Genomic DNA, 21,043 nt, shown 5'->3' on the forward strand with positions numbered 1-21,043 from the left:
TCCAAATAGATCATTGTCCGATCGCATCGAGAAACTGGTACCAGCCGGCGACCATGCGCACGGCGGGCTCGCGCAGCGGATAGAGCGGGATGGCCTTCATGCGTCGCGCGTCGAGCAGCCCGACCTCGGGCGTCTCGCCGCGCACAAAAGCGGCGAGATAGCGGCCCATCAGGCTCGACATCGCCACACCGGCGCCGTTGTAGCCCATCGAGAACAGGGTGCGGTCGTCGAGCCGGCCGATATGCGGCACCGAGTCCAGCGTCATCCCGACCAGGCCCGTCCATTTATAGGCGAGCGGAACGTCGGCGAGATCCGGGAAGATGCCGACCATCGCCTTGCGCAACGCGTCGAAGGCGGCTTCCGAGTCCTGCTTGCCGAACGCGCCGCGGCCGCCAAAAATCACGCGATTGTCGACCATCCGGAACCAGCGCATCATGCGTTTGGTCTCGGTGTAGGTGCGCCCGGTCGGCATCAGGCTTCCCGCGAGGTTGCGCGGCAGCTTGTCGGTCGCGATGATGGCGCTCCGGAACGGGATCAGCGTCCGCTGCATGTGCGCGGTCGCATGCGTCAGATCCGAATAGCTGTTGGTGGCGATGATCGCCTGCTTGGCGCGCACCACGCCGTGCGGCGTTTCGGCGATGATGCCGCTGTTCTCGCGCCGGAGCTTTACGACCGGCGACTGCTGGAAAATGGGAATGCCGCGGCGCGCCACGCCATCGGCAAGACCGCGCAGATAATTCAACGGATGGATGCCGCCGGAGCCGGGATTGAGCACGCCGCCGACGAAGATGTCGGAGCCGGTCTCGTCGCGCACTTGACCCTTGTCGAGGATGCGGACCTCCGCATCGCCCATTTCCTGCTTCATCCACGCCACTTCGTCGATCGCGGTCTTCAGCGTCGTCTCGTTGTGGGCGGCCTTGACCTGGCCGGTGCGCGTCAACGCGGCACTGGTGATGCCAAATTCGGAGACCAGCTCCTCGACGATATCAGTGGATTCATGCGCGATCCCGTACATGCGCTGCGCCATGGCGCGGCCGTGCGCGGCGTCGATCTCACGGAACGACAGCCGGAACTTTGCGGTGATCACGCCGCCATTGCGGCCACTCGCGCCCCAGCCGGGGTGGTTCGCCTCCAGCACGATCGGCGACAAACCGCTCTTGGCGATGTGGTGCGCAGCAGAGAGGCCCGTGTAGCCTGCACCGATGATCACCACATCTGCCCGCTGCTCGCCCGACAGGACCGGAAACTCGCGCGCCGGCTCCGCCGTGGCTGCCCACAGCGAGTTGGCCGATGGCAGCGCGTTCCAGTCCCCTGTCATGCCATCGCTCATGCGTTACGCCGCCGGCCCGATCGCCGCGTCGGCGAGCGCCTTCAAGGTCGGAAAATGGAAGTCCGGCTTGGTCAGCGTCTCCACGGCCGGTGTGCCGCCAAAGCCGGCCATGCCCTGGCGACGCTCGATCCAGCACACCTTGTAGCCGAGCTTCCGCGCGATTCCGATGTCGTGATACTGGCTCTGCGCGACGTGCAGGATATCGGACTGCTTGTAGCCGAAAGCAGACTGGCGGCCCTTGTTGTACGCGAAGAACTCCGGATCGGGCTTCGCAACCCCCGTCTCGTCGGCGCAAACGGTATCGTCGAAGGGATTGCCGAGCGCGTGCGCGTAACAGGAGAGAGCGACGCGGTCGGCATTGGTCATCGCCACGAGGCGAAATTTCGTGCGCAGGCGCTTGAGTGCCTCGACCGAGTCCGGGAACGGTCCCCAGCGCAGCACGGCGAGCTGGAAGACGTCGCAGGAGGCGTCATCGGCCTGCAGCCCGAGTTCCTCCGCGAGATAGCGATAGACATGAAACATGACCTCGCTCGAGCGCTCGTGGTGCTTGTCGCGGCCGCGCTTGTAGGATTCGAATATCTTGTCGTCACTGAGCTCGGCCCGCGACTTCCCCGAAATCCTGCGCACCGCGGAGAGCACGCCGGTCTCGAAATCGATCAAGGTGCCGACGACGTCGAAGGTGAGAACCTTGAAATTGCTGAACGAGGCTGCTGACGACATTTTGGCTTCTTCTCTCGGTTGGACAAGGCTTGAGTTCAGTCCCTCGCCCTGGGCACGACGATGGTGTCCTCGGGGTGAAGGGTCACGGTGAGGCTGCCGCCGAGCGGCGGAATGCGGCTGTAGGCCTGGTGATAGCTCGCCTGGCGCAGGCTGAGGACGATGCCATCGGCGAGCGCCAGAAAGATGCGCAGGCTCTCGCCCTGATAGACGATATCCGTGACGGTACCGGTCAAGCGGTTGCAGGCGGTATCCTGCGCGCCCTCGTCGATCAGCAGCTTTTCGCTGTGCACGGCGAGCATCAGCGCATCTCCGTCAGGAATCGCGCGGGCGCTGCGCAGAAGGACGCTGCCGAGCGCGACGCTGAAGGCATCGACGCGTCGCACGGGAAGCATCGTGGCCTCGCCGATAAAACTCGCGACGAAGGAATCCGCGGGATGATCGTGCAAGCGCTCGGGTGCGTCGATCTGGACCAGCCTGCCGTCCTTCATCACGGCGACGCGGTCGCTCATGGTCAGCGCTTCGCGCTGGTCATGGGTGACGTAGATGATGGTGGCGCCGATGCGCTTGTGCAGCGTGCGCAGCTCGATCTGCATGGATTCGCGCAGCTGCTTGTCGAGCGCGGACAGCGGCTCGTCCATCAGGATCAACCGCGGCTCGAAGATCATGGCGCGCGCGAGCGCCACGCGCTGGCGCTGCCCGCCGGAGAGTTGCGCAATGCCGCGCTCTTCATAGCCGGCAAGGCCGACCATCGCGAGCGCCGCGCGCACCTTGTCGGGCCAGGCCGCCTTCGGCAGGCGCCGCGCACGCAAGGGAAAGGCGACGTTCTCGCCAACGCTCATATGCGGGAACAGTGCGTAGTTCTGGAAGACGACGCCGATGTCGCGCTTGTGCGGCGGCATCCAGGTGACATCGCGGCCACCGAACAGGATCGTTCCGCTCGATGGCAGGATGAAACCGCCTAAAATGCCAAGCAGCGTAGTCTTGCCGGAGCCGGAGGGGCCAAGCAGCGAGACGAACTCGCCGGCGGCGACATTGAGGGACACGTCGTCAAGCGCGCGAACCGCGCCGTAAGTCTTGCTCGCGGACCTGATCTCGACGCTTTCCGCTCGCTTGTCCAACGATCGACCTCGCCATGTCCTGAGCTGGCGTGCCTCACTGCGCGCCATGAGCCTGCTTTATAGACAGAGATCTGGAGTCCTCACGATCGCAGCGTGCGCCGCACCAAATCTTCTCTCGCGAGCCCTGTCTTTAGGCTGTGAAGCCAATGACAGCAGACTTGGCAAAACTCGGCAATTGCCAAATTCTCACCCAGCTCATAACATGGTGTTATGCCCGAGCTGCGCCGGATGCTGCCCTCCAGTAACGCCCTGTTCGTCTTCGACGCGGCGGCGCGCAATGGCAGCTTCACCGCGGCGGCCGCCGAACTGAACGTCACCCAGCCTGCGGTGAGCCGGATGCTCGGCCAGTTCGAGGAGCACCTCGGCGTCCGCCTGTTCGACCGCAAGGCGGGACGCGCGGTGCTCACCGAGGAAGGCGAACTGTTGTATCGCCGCGTGCTCGAAGGTTTTCGCAGCATCGAGAGCGGGCTGGTCGAGATCGAGCGCCGCCGCAAGGGCACCGAGACGGTGACGCTGTCGGTCTCCTCCGCCTTCACCACGCATTGGCTGATGCCGCGCATCGACAAGCTCCAGAAGCAATTCCCGCAGGTCGATTTGCGCTTCCAGCTGATCTCCGGCGCGCTGCGCGGACCGGTGGAGAATGTCGATCTCGGCATGCGCTTCCGCGATCGCGAGGAGCCGTCATCCGGCGGCACGCTGGTGATGAAGGAAGTCATGCTGCCGATGTGCAGCCCTGGCTATCTGGGCGAAACCGATGCCACCGAGGGCAACACCATCATTCGGCTCGCCGAGACGCCGGGCGACTGGGCCGCGGATTACGCCTCGCTCCTCACGGGACGCCGCGGTGCGGCCAAGGCGCTGAGCTTCACGGACTATGCCGTCGTGATGCAGGCCGCCCTGCTCGGCCAGGGCATCGCGCTCGGTTGGCTGACGGTCGCCTCGCATTGGCTGTTGACCGGCGCGCTGGTGCCGGCCTCCGACACACTCACCACCACGCGTCGCATCTGCGAATTCCTGCCGCCGCGCAACCGGCCGATGCGCCCCATCGCCGCCGAGATCCGCGACTGGATCACCGCGCAGATGAAAAGCGAGATCGCCGCAATCGACCGGCTCTATCCGAAGCTCGGCGCGATGGCAGCATGTTATTGAGCGGCGGTGTTGGGGTACGCTCCTCTCTCCACGTCATTGCGAGCGTAGCGAAGCAATCCAGAGTCTTTCCGCGGAGGGATTCTGGATTGCTTCGCTACGCTCGCAATGACGATGTAAGTGGGGCCTCGACTACCGATGCTCGATCGCGCGGATCGCGCCGCGGAGCTCGGCGAGGCCGCGCAGGCGCCCGATCGCGGTGTAGCCGGGATTGGTGCGCTTGGTCGCTGCGAGATCGTCCAGCATGCGGTGGCCATGGTCGGGCCGGAAGACGATTTGCTTGTCGGGCGAGCGCCGTGCGTTCTCCTTCAAAAGTGCCTTCAGCACCGCGACCATGTCGACGTCGCCGTCGAGATGATCGGACTCGTAGAACGACAGACCATCCGCCTCGCGCTTGGTCGCGCGCAGATGCGCGAAGGCGATGCGCGGACCGAAGCGTTCGGCCATGGCGGGGAGATCGTTCTCGGCGCGCACGCCGAGAGAGCCCGTGCACAGGCAAATGCCGTTGGCCCTCGACGGCACGGCATCGAACAGCGCCTGATAATCATCGGCGCTGGAGGCGACGCGCGGCAGGCCGAACAGCGGGCGCGGCGGATCGTCTGGATGCAGTGTCAGCGAGACCCCGAGCTGCTCGGCGACGGGCGCGACGCGGCCCAAAAACTCGGCGAGATGTTGCCGCAGGATTTTCGGCGTGATGTCACGATATGTTTCGAGCCGGTCGCGGAATTGCGGGATGGTCATCGGCTCGGTGGTCGACCCCGGCAGCGCACTGGCGATGACCATGATGAGATAGTCGATATCGGCCTGACTCATCTGGTCGAACAGCTTTTTCGCGCGAGCCTGCTGCTCGGGTGAGTATTCCTGAAGCGCGGCCGGCCGCTTCAGGATGTGCAGCTCGAACGCGGCAAAGCGGTCCTGGTCGAAGCGCATGGCGCGGGCGCCGTTCGGCAGCTCCCATTCCAGATCGGTGCGGCACCAGTCGACCACCGGCATGAAATTGTAGCAGATGATCTTGATACCGGCGGCGGCAACCGCTTCCAGGCTCGCGATCCATGCCTCGATCGAGCGCGTCGCCTTAGCCCCGAGACGCTTGACATCGTCGGGGATCGGAATCGATTCCACCACCGACCAGGTCAATTGCGAGCGGCCGGGCTGGCCGCGCTCGATGAAATCCTTGCGCTCCTCGACCGCCTTGCGTGTCCAGGCCTCGCCGATCGGCACCTGATGCAGTGCCGAGACGATATCGGTCGCGCCGGCCTGCCTGACATCGTCCAGCGACACGGGATCGTCGGGCCCGTACCAGCGCCATCCCTCCAGCATCATGGGCGTTCTCCGATCAATTGGCGGTCAGCACGACCTTGACGCTCTGCGAACGGTCGAGCGCCAGCCGCAGCGCATCCGGCGCGGCGGACAGCGGTCGCTCGGCGGTGACCAGCGACAACACGTCGACGCTGCCGGCGCTGATCAGCTCCACCGCCGTCATGAACTCAAGCCCGAAGCGGAACGAACCGCGCAGGTCGATCTCCTTCGCCATCACCGCATTCGCGGGCACCGAAATCTGACCGCCCGGCAGATTGCCGATCTGCACCACAACGCCGCCGCGCCTGACGATACCGATCGCGCTGGCAAGGCCTGCAGCCGTGCCCGACACTTCGAAACCGACATCGTAGGGGCGCGACGCGGCCTGCGCCTTCAGGCCTTCCTCCCCGGCCGCGACGTTCTCGACGTGAGAGGCGCCGAGCCGGGTCGCAAAGGCGAGCGGCGCCGGCGCGATGTCGGCGACGGTGATGTCGGTCATGCCGGCGCGGCGCGCGGCGAGCATGGTCAGGAGCCCGATCGGGCCGGCGCCGAAGATGATGCCGCGCTTGCCTTCAATGTTGCCGGCACGCGCGACCGCGTGCAGGCAGACCGCGAGCGGCTCGGCCAGCGCCGCGGCCTGATAGGACACGTGATCGGGGATCTTCACGCATTGCGCCGGGATCGCATCGAAGTAATTGGCGAAACCGCCCTGCATGTGCGGCGTCTTCGAGGCCGAGCCCATGAAGTAGATATTTTCGCAGAGATTTTGCCGGCCTTCGCGGCAAGCGACGCAATGGCCGCACCAGCGCGACGGGTTGACGGCGATGCGGTCGCCGACCCTCAGGTTCGCTGCGGTGCCCGCGATCTCCACGACCTCGCCCGAGATCTCGTGGCCGAGCACAAGCGGCGACTTCACCACGAAATCGCCGGTCCGGGCATGACGGAAATAGTGCATGTCCGAGCCGCAGATGCCGCCGGCGCCGAAGCGGATGCGCACCATGCCTGCGGCGAGCTTGTCGAGCGGATGCTCGATCATGCGCAGATCTTCAGGTCCAAACAAGGTTGCGGCGAGAGCAGTGGAGGTCATTTGGAAAGTCCCATGTATTTTGGCAGCCAGAGAGTAAGTTCAGGGATGTAGGTGATCGCGATCAGCGCGAGCATCAGCGGCACCAGCCAGGGCAGGATTGCCACCGTCGTGCGCTCGACGGAGAGCTTCGCCACGCGCGCGAGCACGAACAGCACCATGCCGAGCGGCGGATGCAACAGGCCGATCATCAGGTTCAACGTCATGATCAGCCCGAAATGGATCGGGTCGATGCCGAGCTTGAGCACGATCGGCAACAGGATCGGCACCAGAATGGTGATCGCGGCCGTGGTGTCGATGAAGCATCCGACAAACAGGATCAGGACGTTTGCAAGCCCCAGGAACACCCATTTGTTGTGGGTGATGCTCAGCATCCAGTCCGACAGCATCTGGGCTGCCTGCGACACCGTCAGGAGCCAGGCGAAAATCGAAGCTGCCGTGACGATGAACAGCACCGAGGCCGTGGTCTCGATGGTGTCGAAGGTCGCTTTCGCGACCGTCTTCATCGTCATGGTGCGGTAGCGCACGAGGCCGAGGAACAGCGACCAGATCACGGCGGCGACCGCGGCTTCCGTCGGTGTGAACCAGCCGAGCGTCATGCCACCGATCAGGATCACCGGCGCCATCAGCGCCATCACCGCGGAGAAATCGAAATACCAGTCGATTGCGAGCAGCGTGACCAGGCCGAGACCAACAGCCCAATTGGTCGAGAGACCGGCAACGGTCAGAAGCCAGACAGCCATCGGGAAGCTCAGGACGACGAGGATCTCGAGCCCCGCCGATCCCAGTTGCGGCCAGGAGAACGGCGTATCGCTGCCCCATTTGTTCTTGTGCGCGAAATAGGTGACGGTGGCCATCATCAGCAGCGTCAGGACGACGCCGGGAATGACGCCCCCCAGAAACAGCGCGCCGATCGAGACATTGGCCATCATGCCGTAGATCACGAAAGGCAGCGACGGCGGGATGATGGGCCCGAGCGTGGCCGAAGCCGCGGTAACGCCAACGGAGAATTCCGTGGAGTAGCCGTGGTCCTTCATCGCCTTGATCTCGATGGTGCCGAGACCGGCGGCATCCGCGATCGCGGTGCCGGACATGCCGGAGAAGATCACCGAACCGATGATGTTGACGTGGCCGAGGCCGCCGCGCATCCAGCCGACCAGCGCGACCGCGAACTTGTAGATGCGGCCGGTGACGCCGGCGATGTTCATGAGATTGCCGGCCAGGATGAAGAACGGCACGGCGAGCAGCGGAAAGCTCTCGACGCCGGCGATCATGCGCTGCGCCAGCGTGACGTCGGGCGTCACGCCGCTGACCAGGATGTAGAGCAGCGACGACGCGGCCATGGCAATGGCCACGGGGACGCCGAGCAGCATCAGGATGAGAAAGCCTCCAAGCAACAGCAGCATGAAATTACCCTTCAAAACCGTCGTAGGCGCCGGGACGTTCGAGGATCGAATAGCCCTGTCGCAAATGTTGCACCGCCACCTGTATGGAGCGCACGAACATCAGCACGAAGCCGAGCAGCACCGCGTAGTAGACGTAGTCCTTGGGAAGATTGATCGTGGTCATGGACTCGTCGCCGATGATGTGGATGTAGACCCAGACCAGCTTGATGGCGTAGCCGAAGAAGACGATCCGGATCAGGTCGATCAACGTCGACAGCACACGCGCCATGAGGTGCGGCAGATAGCGGTAGAGGAGATCCACCTGGATGTGCCGCGACAGCCGCACGCACATGGAGGAGCCGATGAAGACCACGCCGATCAGGCAGTAAGTCGCAATCTCCTCGGTCCATGCGTAGCTGTCGTTGAGCACGTAGCGGGTGAAGAACTGGAGGAAGACGGCGAGCGCCATCACCCAGAAGATCGCCAGCGCCACCCAGTCCTCGAAAGCGTAGACGCCGAGATCGACCTTGGGTGTCGCCTCCTCCTCGAACGTGTGGGCGATCTCGTCCGCGGTGATCTGCCGGTGCGTTTCGGCGGTGGACATCGGGCTACTCCTTCAGCAATCACGTCGTTCCGGGGCTCGCGAAGCGAGAACCCGGAACCTCGAGATTCCGGGTTCGGTCCTGCAGACCGCCCCGGAATGACGACCTGTCGCTATTTCACGTCCTGGATCCGTTCCCAGTCGGCCTTGCGGTAGCCGAAGGTCTCGAACGCCACGTTCTTCAGCACGGTGTCGCGGAACTCGTTCTTATCGACCTCGGTCACCGTCAGGCCCTTCTCCTTGAAGAAGGCGACCAGCTTGGCCTCGTTCTGCTTGATTTCCTCGGTCGCCTTGGCGGCGGCTTCCTGCGCCACGTCCGTGAAGATCTTCTTGTCCTCATCGCTGAGTTTCTTCCACAGCGCGCCCGCCACCACCGTGTTGAGGTGGTCGACGATGTGGCCGGTCAGCACGATGTGCTTCTGCACCTCGTAGAACTTCTTGGCCTCGATCGTGGTCAGCGGGTTCTCCTGCGCCTCGACGGTGCCGTTCTGGAGCGCGAGATAGACTTCGGCGAACGCGATCGGCGCGGTGTTGGCGCCACAGGCGCGCGGCATTGCCAGATAGGCGGGAACGTCGGGCACGCGCATCTTCAGGCCCTTCATATCGGCGCAGGTCTTGATCGGCTTGTTGGATGAGGTCTGGCGCACGCCGTAATAAGTCACCGCGAGGATGTGGTGGCCGCTCTTGTCCTCGTAGCCCTTGGTGAGCTCCTTGAAGATGTCGCTCTTGGTGTAGGCGAGCAGATGATCGGCGTTGCGGAAGGTGTAGGGATAGTAGGTCACGCCGATCGGCGGAAAGCTCTTGGCCGCGAAGCTCGAGCCCGAGATGATGATGTCGACCGAGCCGAGCGAAAGGCCCTGGTTGATGTCGGCTTCCTTGCCGAGCTGCGACGCCGGATAGACATCGATCGCATAGCGTCCGTTGGTGCGCTTGCCGATCTCCTGCGCGGCCCAGACCGACGCGGTGTGGAACGGCTCCGACGTCTCGTAGACATGCGCCCATTTCAGCTTGGTCTGCGCCATGCCGGAACCGGTTGCTGCGAGCATTGCCGCGGCCGAGACCGCCAGCACCATTGTCATCTTTTTCAACACTGATTTTTCCTCCATTTATTAACTCTGCTTCTTGTCCGCCTGCCCCAACGCGGGTGCGGGCCGCCCAATCTCATCGCCGCCGCGCGCTGCTGCTCGCAGCTCGCTTCTTCTTCGGCGCATGTTCCGGCCTTGACGGCTTTGCGGTCGATCGCGCCGCGCGCCCGGAAGATGGTCCTGAGGCGTTCTCCGCACCGAAGTTCTGCGCAAAGCGCTCTTGGGAGCGCGCGAGATGATCGCGCATAGCATCGCGCGCGGCTCCGGGATCATGCGCCGCGATCGCGTCGCGCACCGCACGATGCTCGTCGAGCGCAGTGCGCCACGTGCCCGGGCTCTCGAAATAATGCGCAAGCTGCGCGAAATAAGGATTGAGGCGCTGGTCGAACAACTCGCCGACCACGCGCACCAGGACGGCATTGCCGAGGCTTCCGGCGATGGCGACGTGGAAGGCGCGGTCGTGGACCATCGAGGCTTCGCCGGGGTGTTCTACATTTTCCATCGCAACAAGGGACGCATCGATGCGGGCAACGTCGTCCTTCGTCGCCACGCGCGCGGCTTCTTCAGCAATGGCGCTTTCCAGGAATTCACGGGCGCGCAGCAGCTCGAACGGGCCCTCGATGACGGAAGCAGCCGCGGGCGCCGCAATCGCGGCGGGCTCGATCACATAAATGCCGGAACCGACGCGGATGCGGAGGCGGCCCTCGACCTCGAGCGCGATCAGGGCTTCGCGCACGGTCGGCCTCGAAATCTTGAGCTGCTCGGCAAGCTCGCGCTCGGTCGGCAAGCGGCTGCCGACCGCGTACTCGCCGCTGTCGATCAGGCTTCGCAATTGATCGGCGACCTGGCGATAAAGCCGTCTCGCCTCCACAGCTTCCAGCGGCACGCCGGTCCTCCCGATAGGGTCGCGCCGGCGCTCTTGCGCCCGCGGTCCGCCAATTTTTGAAAATTGGTCTTACCAATTGACCGCAGCATTGACCGACGACGGGCGCCATGTCAAGCAGCGGCAAAGCAAGGGAGACGTCCATGCGCCTTAGTTCAACGCGCCTTGGCCGCGCCAATCTCGACCGGCTGCCATCTGGCATCCGCCGCCCGGCCTATGACCGTTCGCGCGTCACGCCAGGCATCGTGCATCTCGGCCTCGGCGCATTTCATCGCGCCCACCAAGCCGTCGTCATCGACGATTGCCTTGCCGCCGGCGCTACATCGTGGGGCATCGTCGGCGCCAGCCTGCGCAGCCCTGACACGCGCGACGCCCTCGCCCCGCAGGACCATCTTTATACGGTTGCCGTCCGTGCCGCCGAAGGCACCGAACACCGCATCATCGGCGCGCTGCTCGACAGCGTGGTCGCGCGCGAGAGCCCGGCACGACTGGTCGAGGCAATGGCCGATCCCGCCATTCGCATCGTCTCCCTCACCGTCACCGAGAAGGGCTATTGCCACACGCCGCAGACCGGCGATCTCGACGAGCGGCATCCCGATGTCGTGCACGATCTCAACAATTTCGAGGCGCCGCGCTCGGCGCCCGGCTTTATCGTTGCAGCGCTGGCGCGACGGCGGGCGTTGGGCGCCCCGCCCTTCACCGTGTTGAGCTGCGACAATCTCGCCGCCAACGGCCACACCGTGCGGCGGATCGTGACGCAGTTCGCCGCGCTGCGGTCGAAGGACCTCGGCAAGTGGATCGCGGATAATGCGGCCTTCCCCTCGACCATGGTCGACCGCATCGTGCCGGAGACGACGGATAGCGACCGCGATGCGGTTTCATCCGCGCTCGGCTTGCGCGACGCATGGCCGGTCCTGACCGAGCCGTTCACGCAATGGGTGGTCGAGGATCGCTTTACGGCAGGCCGGCCTGACCTTGCCGCCGCCGGCGTCGAGCTGGTGAACGACGTCAAGCCGTACGAGCTGATGAAGCTGCGGCTGCTCAACGCCAGCCATTCGGCGCTGGCCTATCTCGGCTATCTCGCCGGCTACGAGACCATCGCCGACACCATGCTGGATCCGCATTTCGCGCGTCTCGCCGCGCAAATGATGGAAGAGGCCGCGGTGACGCTGACCATGCCTGCCGGCGCAGATCTGGCCGCCTATCGCGCCTCGCTGCTCAAGCGCTTCGCCAATCCGGCACTGCATCACCGCACCTGGCAGATCGCGATGGACGGTTCGCAAAAGCTGCCGCAGCGGCTGCTCGGCGCGATGCAGGATCGCCTGCGCAAGAATTTGCCGATCGCGACCCATGCGCTCGCGGTAGCCGGCTGGATGCGCTACGTCACCGCGATCGACGAGCAGGGCCGCGCCATCGACGTGCGCGACCCGCTCGCCGCCGAGTTCGCTGGCCTGGCGCGCGAAGCAGGTCCCGTCGCCGAGCGGCTCGCGCCCGCACTGCTCGGGGTCGGAAAAGTGTTCGGGCCGCTGGGTGCGGAGCCGCGCCTGCGCGAAGCCGTGACCGCGGCGCTCGGCCGACTCTATAAGGATGGCGCGCGGCGTGCGGTGGAGACGCTGGTCTCGGCGTGACCACAAACTGGGCAGCAATGCTGCACTGCGGCCAAAGTCGACGGAAGTCGCGCTTGATTTTTGCCTGTCGTTGCCCCACCCGAGAGGCATGGCAAAGGACAACAAGGTCATCGCCGCCAACGCGGCCTTCTACGCCGCCTTTTCGACCGGCGATTTCGACGAAATGGAGCGGATGTGGGCCGAAGATGACGCCATTTCTTGCATTCATCCCGGCTGGCCGGCCATCATCGGCCGGACCACGGTGATCGGAAGCTGGCGCGACATCCTCCAAAATCCGGAGCGGCCGCAGATCGTCTGCGCGGAACCGCAGGCCATCGTCGATGGCGACAGCGCGCGCGTGCTCTGCATCGAGATCGTCGACGGCACCGCATTGGCCGCAGCCAACCATTTTCGGCGCGTCGGCGACGGCTGGCGCCTGGTGCACCACCAGTCGAGCCCAATTGCGCAGATTGTCGAGCAGTCTGAAGATGATAGAGCGAGCCACCGCGTCCACTGAACGCGGCCGGCTCGCGGCCACTTTCTACTGTGCATGGGGTTGTTTTTCAGTTTTTGTTTTGCGGCCTCATACAAGCCCCGACAGATCGTCCAGCACGACCCGCGCCTCGCTGAAATTATCGTCCCGGAAGAACATGCTTCTGGTGATGATCACCGGAATGTTCGCCCGTGAGGCTGCGACCAGGCCGTTGGCGGAATCCTCGATCGCGAGGCAGACGGACGGGTTGAGCTTCAGCCGCGCCAGGATCTCGATATAGACATCCGGCGCAGGCTTTTTATGCGGCACGTCATCTCCGGCAACGATCGCATCAAAATCCGCGGCCCAGCGCTTTCCCAGCGCCCGCGACAGCAGCGCATCGATATTGCCGTGCGACGTGGTCGTCGCGATCGCAAGCCGCTGGCCACGCGTCTTGGCAGCGGTCAGAAGATCCGTCACGCCGGGCCGTAAGGGGCAGCAGCCGGTCTCGACCAGTTCGGCGTAATGCGCAGTCTTGATGCGATGGAGCGCGGCGATGTCCTCGTCCGGCAATGGCGCTGTGATCCGCAGCCTTTCATGGTGGGCGCGGATCCGTTCCTTGCCGCCCGTGACCCGCAGCAGGTCCTTGTAGACGGCCCGGTCCCACTGCCAGTCGAGACCATGGCGGACGAAGGCATGGTTGAAGGCCTGCCGATGCAGCTCCTCGGTCTCGGCCAGGGTGCCGTCGACATCGAAGATCAGCGCGGCGGCGCGGCGGACCAGATCAGCGACGTCACTTGGCACTATGGCGGGCGCTTCTGCCTGCATGATCGATGCGTCCCTCCCGACGAGCGACCATCGCCTGCACAGGCGGGCGAGACAAATTGCAATATCTTTTGCCGGACCCAAAAATCTCTTATGAGCGGACGACGCGCTGCGGCGCAAACGGGAACTCCGACCTGCAAGGAAGACGTATGCGGCTCTTTATCCTTGGCCTCGGCTACAGTGCCCGGCATTTCGTCCGCCTGTTCGGTGGCGGCTTCTCGCATATCGCCGGCACGGTGCGCGATCCCGCGCAGCGGGGCGATCTCGCCGGCATCGAAGTTTATCCGTTTTCCGGGGGCAGTCGGGATCGCAGGACAGTGCAACGGATCAGCGACGCCGACGTCCTTCTCATATCGATCCCGCCTGGCAACGCCGGCGATCCCGCAATCGCGGCCTTCCCGGACGTGCTGGCAGCGGACCGTCGCCGCAGGATCATCTATCTCTCCACCATCGGCGTGTATGGTGACCACGCCGGCGGATGGGTCGACGAGAGCACGCCGCCGCAGGCCAGCCTCGACCGCACGCGCATGCGGGTCGCGGCGGAACAGGCCTGGACGGACACGAGTGGTGGCAACGCCGCGATCCTGCGGCTTGCGGGTATCTATGGCCCCGGTCGTAACGCGCTGGTCACGCTGCGGGCGGGAACGGCCCGGAGCATCATCAAGCCGGGACAAGTGTTCAACCGCGTCCACGTCGACGACATCGCGAGCGCGATCATGGCCGCGGTTCGTCACCCGAACGGCGGCCTCTGGAACGTCTGCGATGACGAGCCGGCACCGCCGCAGGACGTAATCGCTTACGCGGCGAAGCTGATGAATGTAGCGCCGCCGCCCGAAGAGGCGTTCGAGATCGCCGAGATGTCGCCGATGGCCCGGAGCTTCTACGCCAGCAGCGCCCGTGTCTCCAACACGAAATTGAAGCGCGAGCTTGGCGTCACGCTTGCATATGCGACCTACCGTCACGCCCTCGATACGTTGTGGCGCGCGGGAGAGGGGCGATAGGGTTCCGGCATCCCGACGTCCCAGACATGCCCTGCCCGCGCTTGACTTCGCGCCGGTGCAGTCGTGATCTAACCACTGAGCGGGCCACTGCATATCGAGCTCGCGCTTGGGAGGATACAATGAAGACGATCGCCATGATCGCGACGGCGGCCGCCGTCATCACATTCGGCGCAGCGCGCGCCGCGCCGCTGCCCGAAACCAATCCCGACGATGTGGGCTTCTCCAAACAAGGCCTTGTCCGGCTCGACGATTTCTTCGCCCGCGAGATCGCAGCCAAGCGCGTGCCCGGCGCCGTCGTGGCGGTGGCGCGGGACGGCAAGCTCGTGCACTACAAGGCCTATGGCATGCTCGATCCGGACAAGGGCACGCTGATGCCCATTGACGCGATCTTCGCGCTGGCATCGATGACCAAGCCGATGGCGGCGGTCGCGGGCCTGACGTTGATGGAGCAAGGCAAGCTGCCGCTCCAGGCCAAGCTGTCCGACTATTATCCCGGCTTTGCCGACATGAAGGTCGGCATTCAGCAGGGCGACGGTTCATTGAAGCTCGAACCGCAGGCGTCACCGGTCTTCATTCACGACCTGTACCGACACACGTCCGGCCTGATGTATGGCGGACGCCCTGACAGCGCGAACCCTGTGGCACGGCGATATCCGGAAGGCACTGCGCCGGCGATGGAAGGCGACACCCAGGCGTTCATCGACCGCATCACAAAGCTGCCGCTGGCGCATCAGCCGTCGACCGAATTCGAATACGGTTTCTCGACCGACGTGCTCGGCGCCGTCATCGAGAAGGTCAGCGAGCAGAAGCTCGGCGACTATCTCGCCGCCAATGTCTGGCTGCCGCTCGGCATGAAGGATACGACCTTTCATCCGACCGACGCGCAGCGCCCTCGCCTCGCCCGCCCGTTCGCCAACGATCCCCTGACCGGCAGGCCGCAAGCCATCAAGCTTTTGGACACGCCGACAAAATTCGACTGCGGCGGCGCCTGCTCGTTCGCGACCGTCGGCGACTACATCCGCTTTGGACAGATGCTGCTCAACGGCGGCGTGCTCGATGGCCAGCGCATCCTCGGTCCCAAGACCGTGCATCACATGACGACCAATCATCTCGGCCCCGAGATCAAGAACAACGTGGCGAATATCGAGCCGCATCGCGCCGGCTTCGGCTTTGGCCTCGCAGTCGCTGTCCGCACCAGCGAAGGATTGTCGTCGGTCCCCGGCAATCCCGGCGAGTTCACCTGGAACGGCGCGTACGGGACGCAATTCTTCTGCGATCCCAAGGAGCGTCTGGTGGTGGTGGTGGGAACGGCCGCGCCGGGCGAGCTGCGGAAATATTATCGTGAGCAGGTGCAGGACATCGTCTATGGCGCGATGGTGAAATGAAATCGGCACGCCGCAAGACAAAGAGGGCGGCCGATTGGGCCGCCTTCTTGACTTGTTTGAGCATGATCTTGTCGGAAAACCGCTGCACACTTTTCCGGATCATGCTCCAAGGTCAGCTCAGGACGCCGTATTTCTTGAACCAGACCTCGGCCTGCTTCCAGGCATCTTCTGCGGCGTCCTTGCGGTAGCTGCCGCGGTAGTCGGCATGGAAGCCGTGCGGCGCTTCCGGATAGATCTTGAATTCGGCCGTCTTCTTGTTCTGCTCGAGCGCGGCCTTCATCTGCTCGACCTGAGCGACGGGAATGCCGGTATCGGCGCCGCCATAGAGGCCGAGCACCGGCGCCTTCATCTCGGGCGCGAGCTGCATCGGGCTCTTCGGCCACAACGGATTGGCGGGATCAACCACTGTGCCGTAGAACGCAACACCAGCCTTGAGGCTGCCGCTGTGAGCGGCATATTCCCAGACGGTGCGTCCGCCGCGGCAGAATCCAATAATGCCGAGCTTGCTGGTATCGCCGCCTTGCGACCCGGCCCACGCCACTGTCGCATCGAGATCGGACAGCAGCTCCGCGTCCGGCTTGGCATTGACGATCGGCAGCAGGTCCTTGATTTCGATGATCTTCGTGAGGTCGGTGCCCTTACGGAAGTAATAGTCGGGCGCGATTGCGAACGCGCCGAGCTTGCCGAGCCGCCGCGTCACGTCCTTGATGTATTCGTGCAGGCCGAAGATCTCCATCGCCACGATGATCACCGGCGCCCTGGTGTTGCCGGCGGGACGGGCGAAATACGCAGGCATCTCCTCGGAGCCGACCTTGATCTTGGCGTCGCCGGTCTGGAGACATTTGGCGTCAGTCGTGATCGCCTCGGCGCGCACGGGCCCGGCCGCAAGCGTGTAGCCGGCGGTAGCGGCCGCGGTGGCGCTCATGAATCCGCGGCGCGAGACCGGGGCTATCCTGGTCAGCCCGACGACGTCGGATGTCATGGTGGTTTCGACACTCATCGGTTCATCCTCCTGATGCCTGGCCCTGATCGTTCTGGCGACGCATTCGCCAATAGTTGCCGGCGAAACGCAAATCACCAGCTTGCGAGGGCGCAGCTTTCACGCCTTGTTTTGACGCTGTCTCACCGGCGCCGTCTCGGGCATCAGACTCATCGCGGCAAGTCCGACGATCGCCGCAAGCAGCAGGTACCAGGCCGGCGCCAGCGGATTGCCGGTGGCGTGGAGGAGCCAGGTAACCACGAGCTGCGCCGTACCGCCGAAGCTCGCGATCGCGACCGCATAGACGGTCGCGAACACACCGCCGCGGATGTTCTGGGGCAGCGCCTCGGTGAAGGTCGCGTAGAACGCAGTGAACGGCAGCGAGCCGATGACGGACAGGACACCGAAACCGACCAGGAGCGACAACGCGCCGGGCGCATGGACGATCCACAGGAAGGTCGGGTAGGTCAGCAGCAGCGTTGCGAGCTGAGGCCAGATCATCACCGGCTTGCGACCGAGACGATCTGCCAACCAGCCCCCGACCAGTGCGCCGACAAACTGAATGCCGTTGCTGACCAGCGACACGGTGAAAGCCAGTGTCGACGACACATGCAGCGTGTTCTGCGCATAGGTCGTCATGTATTGGGTGACGTAGGTCGAGATCGTGCCGCTTGCCAGGATCATCAGCGCAAGTCCGATGATGCCAAGGTGCCGTCTCGCCTGCGAAAGATGACTGGTGTGCTCGACGGTGCGAGCACCGGCTTCGGCCTGCGGGATCGTCTCGGGCAGCGTGCGGCGCATCCAGAACCCGAACGGCAGGCAGACCGCCCCGATCAGAAACGCCACCCGCCAGCCATAGGCATCGAGCATCTCCGGCGCCATCGTCCTGCTCAGGATGACGCCGACGAGCGCACCCGCAGTCGCGGCGATCTCCTGGCTCGCCGGCTGCCATGCCACCACCAAGGCCCGATGCTCGGGCGGGGCGATCTCGATCAGATAGGCAGTGGTCGGCCCAACCTCGCCGCCGAGGGCAAAGCCTTGCGCCATACGCGCCGCGATCACGATGACGGGCGCTGCAAGGCCAATCGATTGATAGGACGGCGTGAGCGCGATGGTCAGGATCGATAGCCCCATGAGCGCAAAGCTCAGCAGCATGGCGGGCCGCCGGCCGATCCGGTCGGAATAGATCCCGAGCACGATTCCGCCGATCGGCCGCGTTACGAAGCCGGCGCCGAAGGTCGCCAGCGACAGCATCAGGCTGCCGTACTCGCTTCCTGTCGGGAAGAAGGCATGGCCGATCTGGATGGCGAAGAAGCTGTAGGTGATGAAGTCGTAGAACTCGAGCATGTTGCCGACGGTGGCAGCCAACGCTGCCCGTTTGACGCTGAACGGCTTCGCTTGCTCGATCACAGACGACACTCTGCCATTCCCGCGCTCGATCTCATTTCCGATTTAACCGCCTGGCTGCATTGCGACGCAACATCCATTAACCCAAAAGGGCGGTTCTCTCGCGCCCACTTCCGCCGCCATGAGTTGCAGCCGATCCGCCTGCTCACGCAATTCGAAGCGCATCGCCGCAACAAATGGGCTTTGCGCTGGTCGCAACGACACATCATGTTGCTGGCACATCCCACGCCATCGGAATTTGCACGCAGACCGCGTTCATTTGAGTGAAATTTTCAGAAGAGTTGAGCCGGGTGATTTACTCGAACTTTCTTCGTGACGCTCTAGTTCCACGGCCGGAGGGTTCCGCCTCTCTCGGGATCTTCATTATCAGCCACCCGGATTGCGCTACCAAAAGCTCAATTGAATAAAGCTTTATCCGACCTGGAATTGAAATGAACTTGGCTCGCGAATCGATTGAACTATTGGAGCAGGTCGCCCGGATCCTGTGGTTCGAAGGCACCAAGCATGGCCTGCGCGACCGCGAGTGGATGGCGCTGCGCTTCCTTTCCCGCGCCAACCGGTTTTCCCGGACGCCGTCGGCGCTCGCGAGCTACGTCGGCACCACGCGCGGCACCGCATCGTTCATCATCGGCGAGCTGGAGCGGCTCGGCTATATCGAGCGAAAGCGCTCGGCCCAGGACAAGCGGTCGGTGATGCTGAGTGTGACACAGCAGGGCAAGAAGTTCCTGGTGCGCGACCCCGTCAGCGTCCTCGTCGAGGCCATCGCCGTCCTCGAGGACGAGGCCAAGGTCAGCTTCCGCGACGCGCTCCGCCACGTGCTGGATCAGTCGGACGCAGCCGAACAGCGGCACCATACCGACGTCTGCAAGCGATGCATCTTCCTCCGCGAAGATCGCACCACCACCGACAGCAAGACGACGGCCGAGTTCAGCTGCCGCCTGTTTCGAGCGCCGATCGCGGAGGCGGAGGTCGACCTCCTATGCACCAGCTTCGAGCATCACCGCAAATAGAAGGCGGCCTTCGATCAGGGCGCTGCCTTGCGTGACGAATAGATGACGCCACCGCTGGACTCGACCACCAGACGTCCGTTCTCGTTTTTAATCTCCTCAATGCGGCCAAGGCCCGGCACCTGCTGTCCCAGCACCGCCTCGATGACGCCGTTCGGGCCTTGCAGGATCGCAATCCCCTCATAGGCCTGGCGGACCGACCAGCCCTTGACGGTCTTGCGCGGCGCCGACGTGCGCTCGGACGGCGACACCGATCCCGTGACCTCGGGCGACGCGGCCGAAGCCATCATCGGCATTGGCTGTGAGGCGACGGGCGTCGGAGCCTGGGCCTGCGCCTGGGCAAGCTTGTCGAGCTTCACCGTCGACGACGAACTCACCCGCTCGATGCGATCCAGATTCTCGCCAAAGCGGCCAAAACGGTCATTGGTCGCTTTGCTCGATTGATCGACCGCAGTGCGCAGGCCGTCGAGATTGTCGGAGACGCCCGACACCTGCTTGCGCAGTTGCGCCACCGTCTCGCGCAGATTCCTGATCTCAATATTGGCCGCGGCGTTGCCCTGGGCGGGCTGCGTGGTGAGATAGGCGATCACGCCGGTGCAGGCGCAGACGACCAGGATCGCAGCGACCGCCAATGTCGCAAGCGGCGCGATCCATGCCGGACGCGGCGGCGGTGGCTTGGCCACGATCACGGCCGGCTTGATTACGGTCGGCGTAGGCGTGGATATTGCCATCTTGTCGAGGCGCGCCTTGGCGCGAATACGCTTCAGACCCTCGAGGGCCTCCTTCGCCAGAGTTTCATCGCTCGCTGCTGCCGACGTACGCTTGGTGTTCGCAGCAGGCTTGATATTCGCAGCAGCCTTGGGGGCTGGCGCCGCATTGTCCCTGGCATTGCGTGCCTCCGCAGCCGGCTTCGCCGCCGCGGAAACATCGGCGGTTGCGTTGGGACGAGCCTGTCCATCGGACAACATCTGAGAATGCTCCGTTCGGTTCGATCTGTCGAACGATGACATTATTTGCCGAAGCTTGCCCGAAACGTGCGCATCGAAAAATTTTCATCGCGCTCGATGCGACGCCACATGAGTCAAACGCGTCATGCACGTGGCGAGAGTGCGACTCGAAAGACACACACTCGCCAAGATTTCGCCAAGCTGGAGTCCCCTCGCCATACATGAGTCGAATTGTCGCATGTGGAAACGCGATGATGAGAGTCAATCCCGGGTTGAAAACCCCTCAATGTGCATGAACTGCAGCACCATCCAAAATAGCTGTAATCATACGGGGATGCGGAACTTTAGAACCACCATGGTGCAACATAGTTTAAATTCCAAATCAACTGATGCGATTGCATATACAAAGAGACAACTCGAAACAAACCAACAGCATCAAGCACGTGTAGCAACCGCTTCGTTGGGCATGCTTGATCGGAAATTGGCAATTGTTACGGTCCTACTCAAGTGATTCTCGCCAGTTGGCGAGGGGATCGACAAAGTACAGTGGCGTTAGGACGCGATGAGCAACTTGGCGCAACTGTTCTAGGTCGCTGTCTCAATCCGCTCCGCGAGGTGATCCGTAAGACACCCGCCGGGCCTCACGCAGTAAGCGTTCAGTATCGAGTCGAAGTAGCAGGCCTGCGAGACGCAGGCACTGAATGCGTAGGGCTGCCCGCGAATATCGAAGCCATAATAACGGTTCGCGGGAAGGAATGTCGT

Annotated in this window: 20 protein-coding genes; 7 read left to right on the forward strand and 13 right to left on the reverse strand. The window is 63.8% G+C overall.

The genetic code is table 11. The features are described from left to right. Positions 1-10 precede the first annotated feature (10 nt). The 3 genes from IVA88_RS31955 to IVA88_RS31965 are packed head-to-tail and all read right to left on the reverse strand — an operon-like array spanning position 11 to position 3,168. The gene (locus IVA88_RS31955; RefSeq protein WP_247501152.1) at positions 11-1,318 is read right to left on the reverse strand and encodes an FAD-binding oxidoreductase; all 1,308 of its coding nucleotides are present in this window, start codon (positions 1,316-1,318) and stop codon (positions 11-13) included. 15 nt (positions 1,319-1,333) lie between these two features. Continuing rightward, positions 1,334-2,050 (reverse strand): HAD family hydrolase, encoded by a 717-nt coding sequence (locus IVA88_RS31960; RefSeq protein ID WP_247501153.1) that lies wholly within the window; start codon positions 2,048-2,050, stop codon positions 1,334-1,336. A gap of 35 nt (positions 2,051-2,085) precedes the next feature. Then, complete coding sequence (locus tag IVA88_RS31965) at positions 2,086-3,168, reverse strand: ABC transporter ATP-binding protein (RefSeq protein ID WP_247501154.1); 1,083 nt, start codon at positions 3,166-3,168, stop codon at positions 2,086-2,088. A 210-nt stretch (positions 3,169-3,378) separates the two neighbouring features. On the opposite strand from IVA88_RS31965, the gene IVA88_RS31970 reads away from it, so the two are divergent. After that, positions 3,379-4,317 (forward strand): LysR family transcriptional regulator, encoded by a 939-nt coding sequence (locus IVA88_RS31970; RefSeq protein WP_247501155.1) that lies wholly within the window; start codon positions 3,379-3,381, stop codon positions 4,315-4,317. A gap of 129 nt (positions 4,318-4,446) precedes the next feature. On the opposite strand, the gene uxuA is transcribed toward IVA88_RS31970, so the two are convergent. From uxuA to IVA88_RS32000, 6 genes are all read right to left on the reverse strand, one after another. After that, entirely contained in the window at positions 4,447-5,637 is a 1,191-nt protein-coding gene (uxuA, locus tag IVA88_RS31975) for a mannonate dehydratase (protein WP_247501156.1), read from the reverse strand. Positions 5,638-5,650: 13 nt separating this feature from the next. After that, positions 5,651-6,700, reverse strand: coding sequence for an L-idonate 5-dehydrogenase (locus tag IVA88_RS31980; protein ID WP_247501157.1), 1,050 nt, complete (start codon positions 6,698-6,700; stop codon positions 5,651-5,653). After that, positions 6,697-8,103, reverse strand: a complete 1,407-nt coding sequence (locus tag IVA88_RS31985) for a TRAP transporter large permease (RefSeq protein ID WP_247501158.1) — start codon at positions 8,101-8,103, stop codon at positions 6,697-6,699. The genes IVA88_RS31980 and IVA88_RS31985 overlap by 4 nt, the downstream gene beginning before the upstream one ends. A 4-nt stretch (positions 8,104-8,107) precedes the next feature. Then, positions 8,108-8,686: a TRAP transporter small permease gene (locus tag IVA88_RS31990; RefSeq protein WP_247501159.1), complete on the reverse strand. Its 579-nt coding sequence runs from the start codon at positions 8,684-8,686 to the stop codon at positions 8,108-8,110. A 110-nt stretch (positions 8,687-8,796) separates the two neighbouring features. After that, complete coding sequence (locus tag IVA88_RS31995; protein WP_247501241.1) at positions 8,797-9,756, reverse strand: sialic acid TRAP transporter substrate-binding protein SiaP; 960 nt, start codon at positions 9,754-9,756, stop codon at positions 8,797-8,799. An 88-nt stretch (positions 9,757-9,844) separates the two neighbouring features. After that, positions 9,845-10,654, reverse strand: a complete 810-nt coding sequence (locus tag IVA88_RS32000; protein ID WP_247501160.1) for a FadR/GntR family transcriptional regulator — start codon at positions 10,652-10,654, stop codon at positions 9,845-9,847. Between the two features lie 140 nt (positions 10,655-10,794). Between IVA88_RS32000 and IVA88_RS32005 the strand changes: the two genes are divergently transcribed. Both IVA88_RS32005 and IVA88_RS32010 read left to right on the forward strand, forming a co-directional pair. After that, positions 10,795-12,279: a mannitol dehydrogenase family protein gene (locus IVA88_RS32005; RefSeq protein WP_247501161.1), complete on the forward strand. Its 1,485-nt coding sequence runs from the start codon at positions 10,795-10,797 to the stop codon at positions 12,277-12,279. 88 nt (positions 12,280-12,367) lie between these two features. Next, positions 12,368-12,775 carry a nuclear transport factor 2 family protein gene (locus tag IVA88_RS32010; RefSeq protein WP_247501242.1) on the forward strand — a complete coding sequence of 136 codons (408 nt, stop codon included), beginning with the start codon at positions 12,368-12,370 and terminating at the stop codon, positions 12,773-12,775. A 66-nt stretch (positions 12,776-12,841) separates the two neighbouring features. Here the strand turns inward: IVA88_RS32010 and IVA88_RS32015 are convergent, their stop codons facing one another. Next, positions 12,842-13,558, reverse strand: coding sequence for an HAD family hydrolase (locus tag IVA88_RS32015; protein WP_247501243.1), 717 nt, complete (start codon positions 13,556-13,558; stop codon positions 12,842-12,844). Positions 13,559-13,704: 146 nt separating this feature from the next. On the opposite strand from IVA88_RS32015, the gene IVA88_RS32020 reads away from it, so the two are divergent. Further along, positions 13,705-14,556, forward strand: a complete 852-nt coding sequence (locus IVA88_RS32020) for an SDR family oxidoreductase (RefSeq protein ID WP_247501162.1) — start codon at positions 13,705-13,707, stop codon at positions 14,554-14,556. A gap of 119 nt (positions 14,557-14,675) precedes the next feature. Next, positions 14,676-15,941 (forward strand): serine hydrolase domain-containing protein, encoded by a 1,266-nt coding sequence (locus tag IVA88_RS32025; protein WP_247501163.1) that lies wholly within the window; start codon positions 14,676-14,678, stop codon positions 15,939-15,941. A gap of 112 nt (positions 15,942-16,053) precedes the next feature. Here the strand turns inward: IVA88_RS32025 and IVA88_RS32030 are convergent, their stop codons facing one another. Both IVA88_RS32030 and IVA88_RS32035 read right to left on the reverse strand, forming a co-directional pair. Further along, positions 16,054-16,941, reverse strand: a complete 888-nt coding sequence (locus tag IVA88_RS32030; RefSeq protein WP_247501164.1) for a dienelactone hydrolase family protein — start codon at positions 16,939-16,941, stop codon at positions 16,054-16,056. Between the two features lie 99 nt (positions 16,942-17,040). Further along, complete coding sequence (locus IVA88_RS32035; protein ID WP_247501244.1) at positions 17,041-18,330, reverse strand: MFS transporter; 1,290 nt, start codon at positions 18,328-18,330, stop codon at positions 17,041-17,043. Here IVA88_RS32035 and IVA88_RS32040 point away from each other — a divergent pair. Both IVA88_RS32040 and IVA88_RS32045 read left to right on the forward strand, forming a co-directional pair. Continuing rightward, positions 18,211-18,594 carry a hypothetical protein gene (locus IVA88_RS32040; RefSeq protein ID WP_247501246.1) on the forward strand — a complete coding sequence of 128 codons (384 nt, stop codon included), beginning with the start codon at positions 18,211-18,213 and terminating at the stop codon, positions 18,592-18,594. The genes IVA88_RS32035 and IVA88_RS32040 overlap by 120 nt on opposite strands. A gap of 164 nt (positions 18,595-18,758) precedes the next feature. Then, the gene (locus IVA88_RS32045) at positions 18,759-19,337 is read left to right on the forward strand and encodes a MarR family transcriptional regulator (protein WP_247501165.1); all 579 of its coding nucleotides are present in this window, start codon (positions 18,759-18,761) and stop codon (positions 19,335-19,337) included. A gap of 14 nt (positions 19,338-19,351) precedes the next feature. Here IVA88_RS32045 and IVA88_RS32050 read toward each other — a convergent pair whose 3' ends face one another. After that, a complete protein-coding gene (locus IVA88_RS32050) occupies positions 19,352-20,302 on the reverse strand; it encodes a hypothetical protein (protein WP_247501166.1) in 951 nt (316 codons plus the stop codon). Between the last annotated feature and the right edge of the window lie 741 nt (positions 20,303-21,043).

It is taken from the genome of Bradyrhizobium sp. 149, assembly GCF_023073915.1.
Taxonomy (GTDB): Bacteria; Pseudomonadota; Alphaproteobacteria; order Rhizobiales; family Xanthobacteraceae; genus Bradyrhizobium.

Coding starts and splice junctions, on each gene's coding strand:
- IVA88_RS31955 (WP_247501152.1), bottom strand. CDS start 1,318: ATGACAGGGGACTGGAACGCGCTGCCATCGGCCAACTCGCTGTGGGCA.
- IVA88_RS31960 (WP_247501153.1), bottom strand. CDS start 2,050: ATGTCGTCAGCAGCCTCGTTCAGCAATTTCAAGGTTCTCACCTTCGAC.
- IVA88_RS31970 (WP_247501155.1), top strand. CDS start 3,379: ATGCCCGAGCTGCGCCGGATGCTGCCCTCCAGTAACGCCCTGTTCGTC.
- uxuA (WP_247501156.1), bottom strand. CDS start 5,637: ATGATGCTGGAGGGATGGCGCTGGTACGGGCCCGACGATCCCGTGTCG.
- IVA88_RS31980 (WP_247501157.1), bottom strand. CDS start 6,700: ATGACCTCCACTGCTCTCGCCGCAACCTTGTTTGGACCTGAAGATCTG.
- IVA88_RS31985 (WP_247501158.1), bottom strand. CDS start 8,103: ATGCTGCTGTTGCTTGGAGGCTTTCTCATCCTGATGCTGCTCGGCGTC.
- IVA88_RS31990 (WP_247501159.1), bottom strand. CDS start 8,686: ATGTCCACCGCCGAAACGCACCGGCAGATCACCGCGGACGAGATCGCC.
- IVA88_RS31995 (WP_247501241.1), bottom strand. CDS start 9,756: ATGGTGCTGGCGGTCTCGGCCGCGGCAATGCTCGCAGCAACCGGTTCC.
- IVA88_RS32005 (WP_247501161.1), top strand. CDS start 10,795: ATGCGCCTTAGTTCAACGCGCCTTGGCCGCGCCAATCTCGACCGGCTG.
- IVA88_RS32010 (WP_247501242.1), top strand. CDS start 12,368: ATGGCAAAGGACAACAAGGTCATCGCCGCCAACGCGGCCTTCTACGCC.
- IVA88_RS32015 (WP_247501243.1), bottom strand. CDS start 13,558: ATGCAGGCAGAAGCGCCCGCCATAGTGCCAAGTGACGTCGCTGATCTG.
- IVA88_RS32020 (WP_247501162.1), top strand. CDS start 13,705: ATGCGGCTCTTTATCCTTGGCCTCGGCTACAGTGCCCGGCATTTCGTC.
- IVA88_RS32025 (WP_247501163.1), top strand. CDS start 14,676: ATGAAGACGATCGCCATGATCGCGACGGCGGCCGCCGTCATCACATTC.
- IVA88_RS32030 (WP_247501164.1), bottom strand. CDS start 16,941: ATGAGTGTCGAAACCACCATGACATCCGACGTCGTCGGGCTGACCAGG.
- IVA88_RS32040 (WP_247501246.1), top strand. CDS start 18,211: ATGGCCGATCTGGATGGCGAAGAAGCTGTAGGTGATGAAGTCGTAGAA.
- IVA88_RS32045 (WP_247501165.1), top strand. CDS start 18,759: ATGAACTTGGCTCGCGAATCGATTGAACTATTGGAGCAGGTCGCCCGG.
- IVA88_RS32050 (WP_247501166.1), bottom strand. CDS start 20,302: ATGTTGTCCGATGGACAGGCTCGTCCCAACGCAACCGCCGATGTTTCC.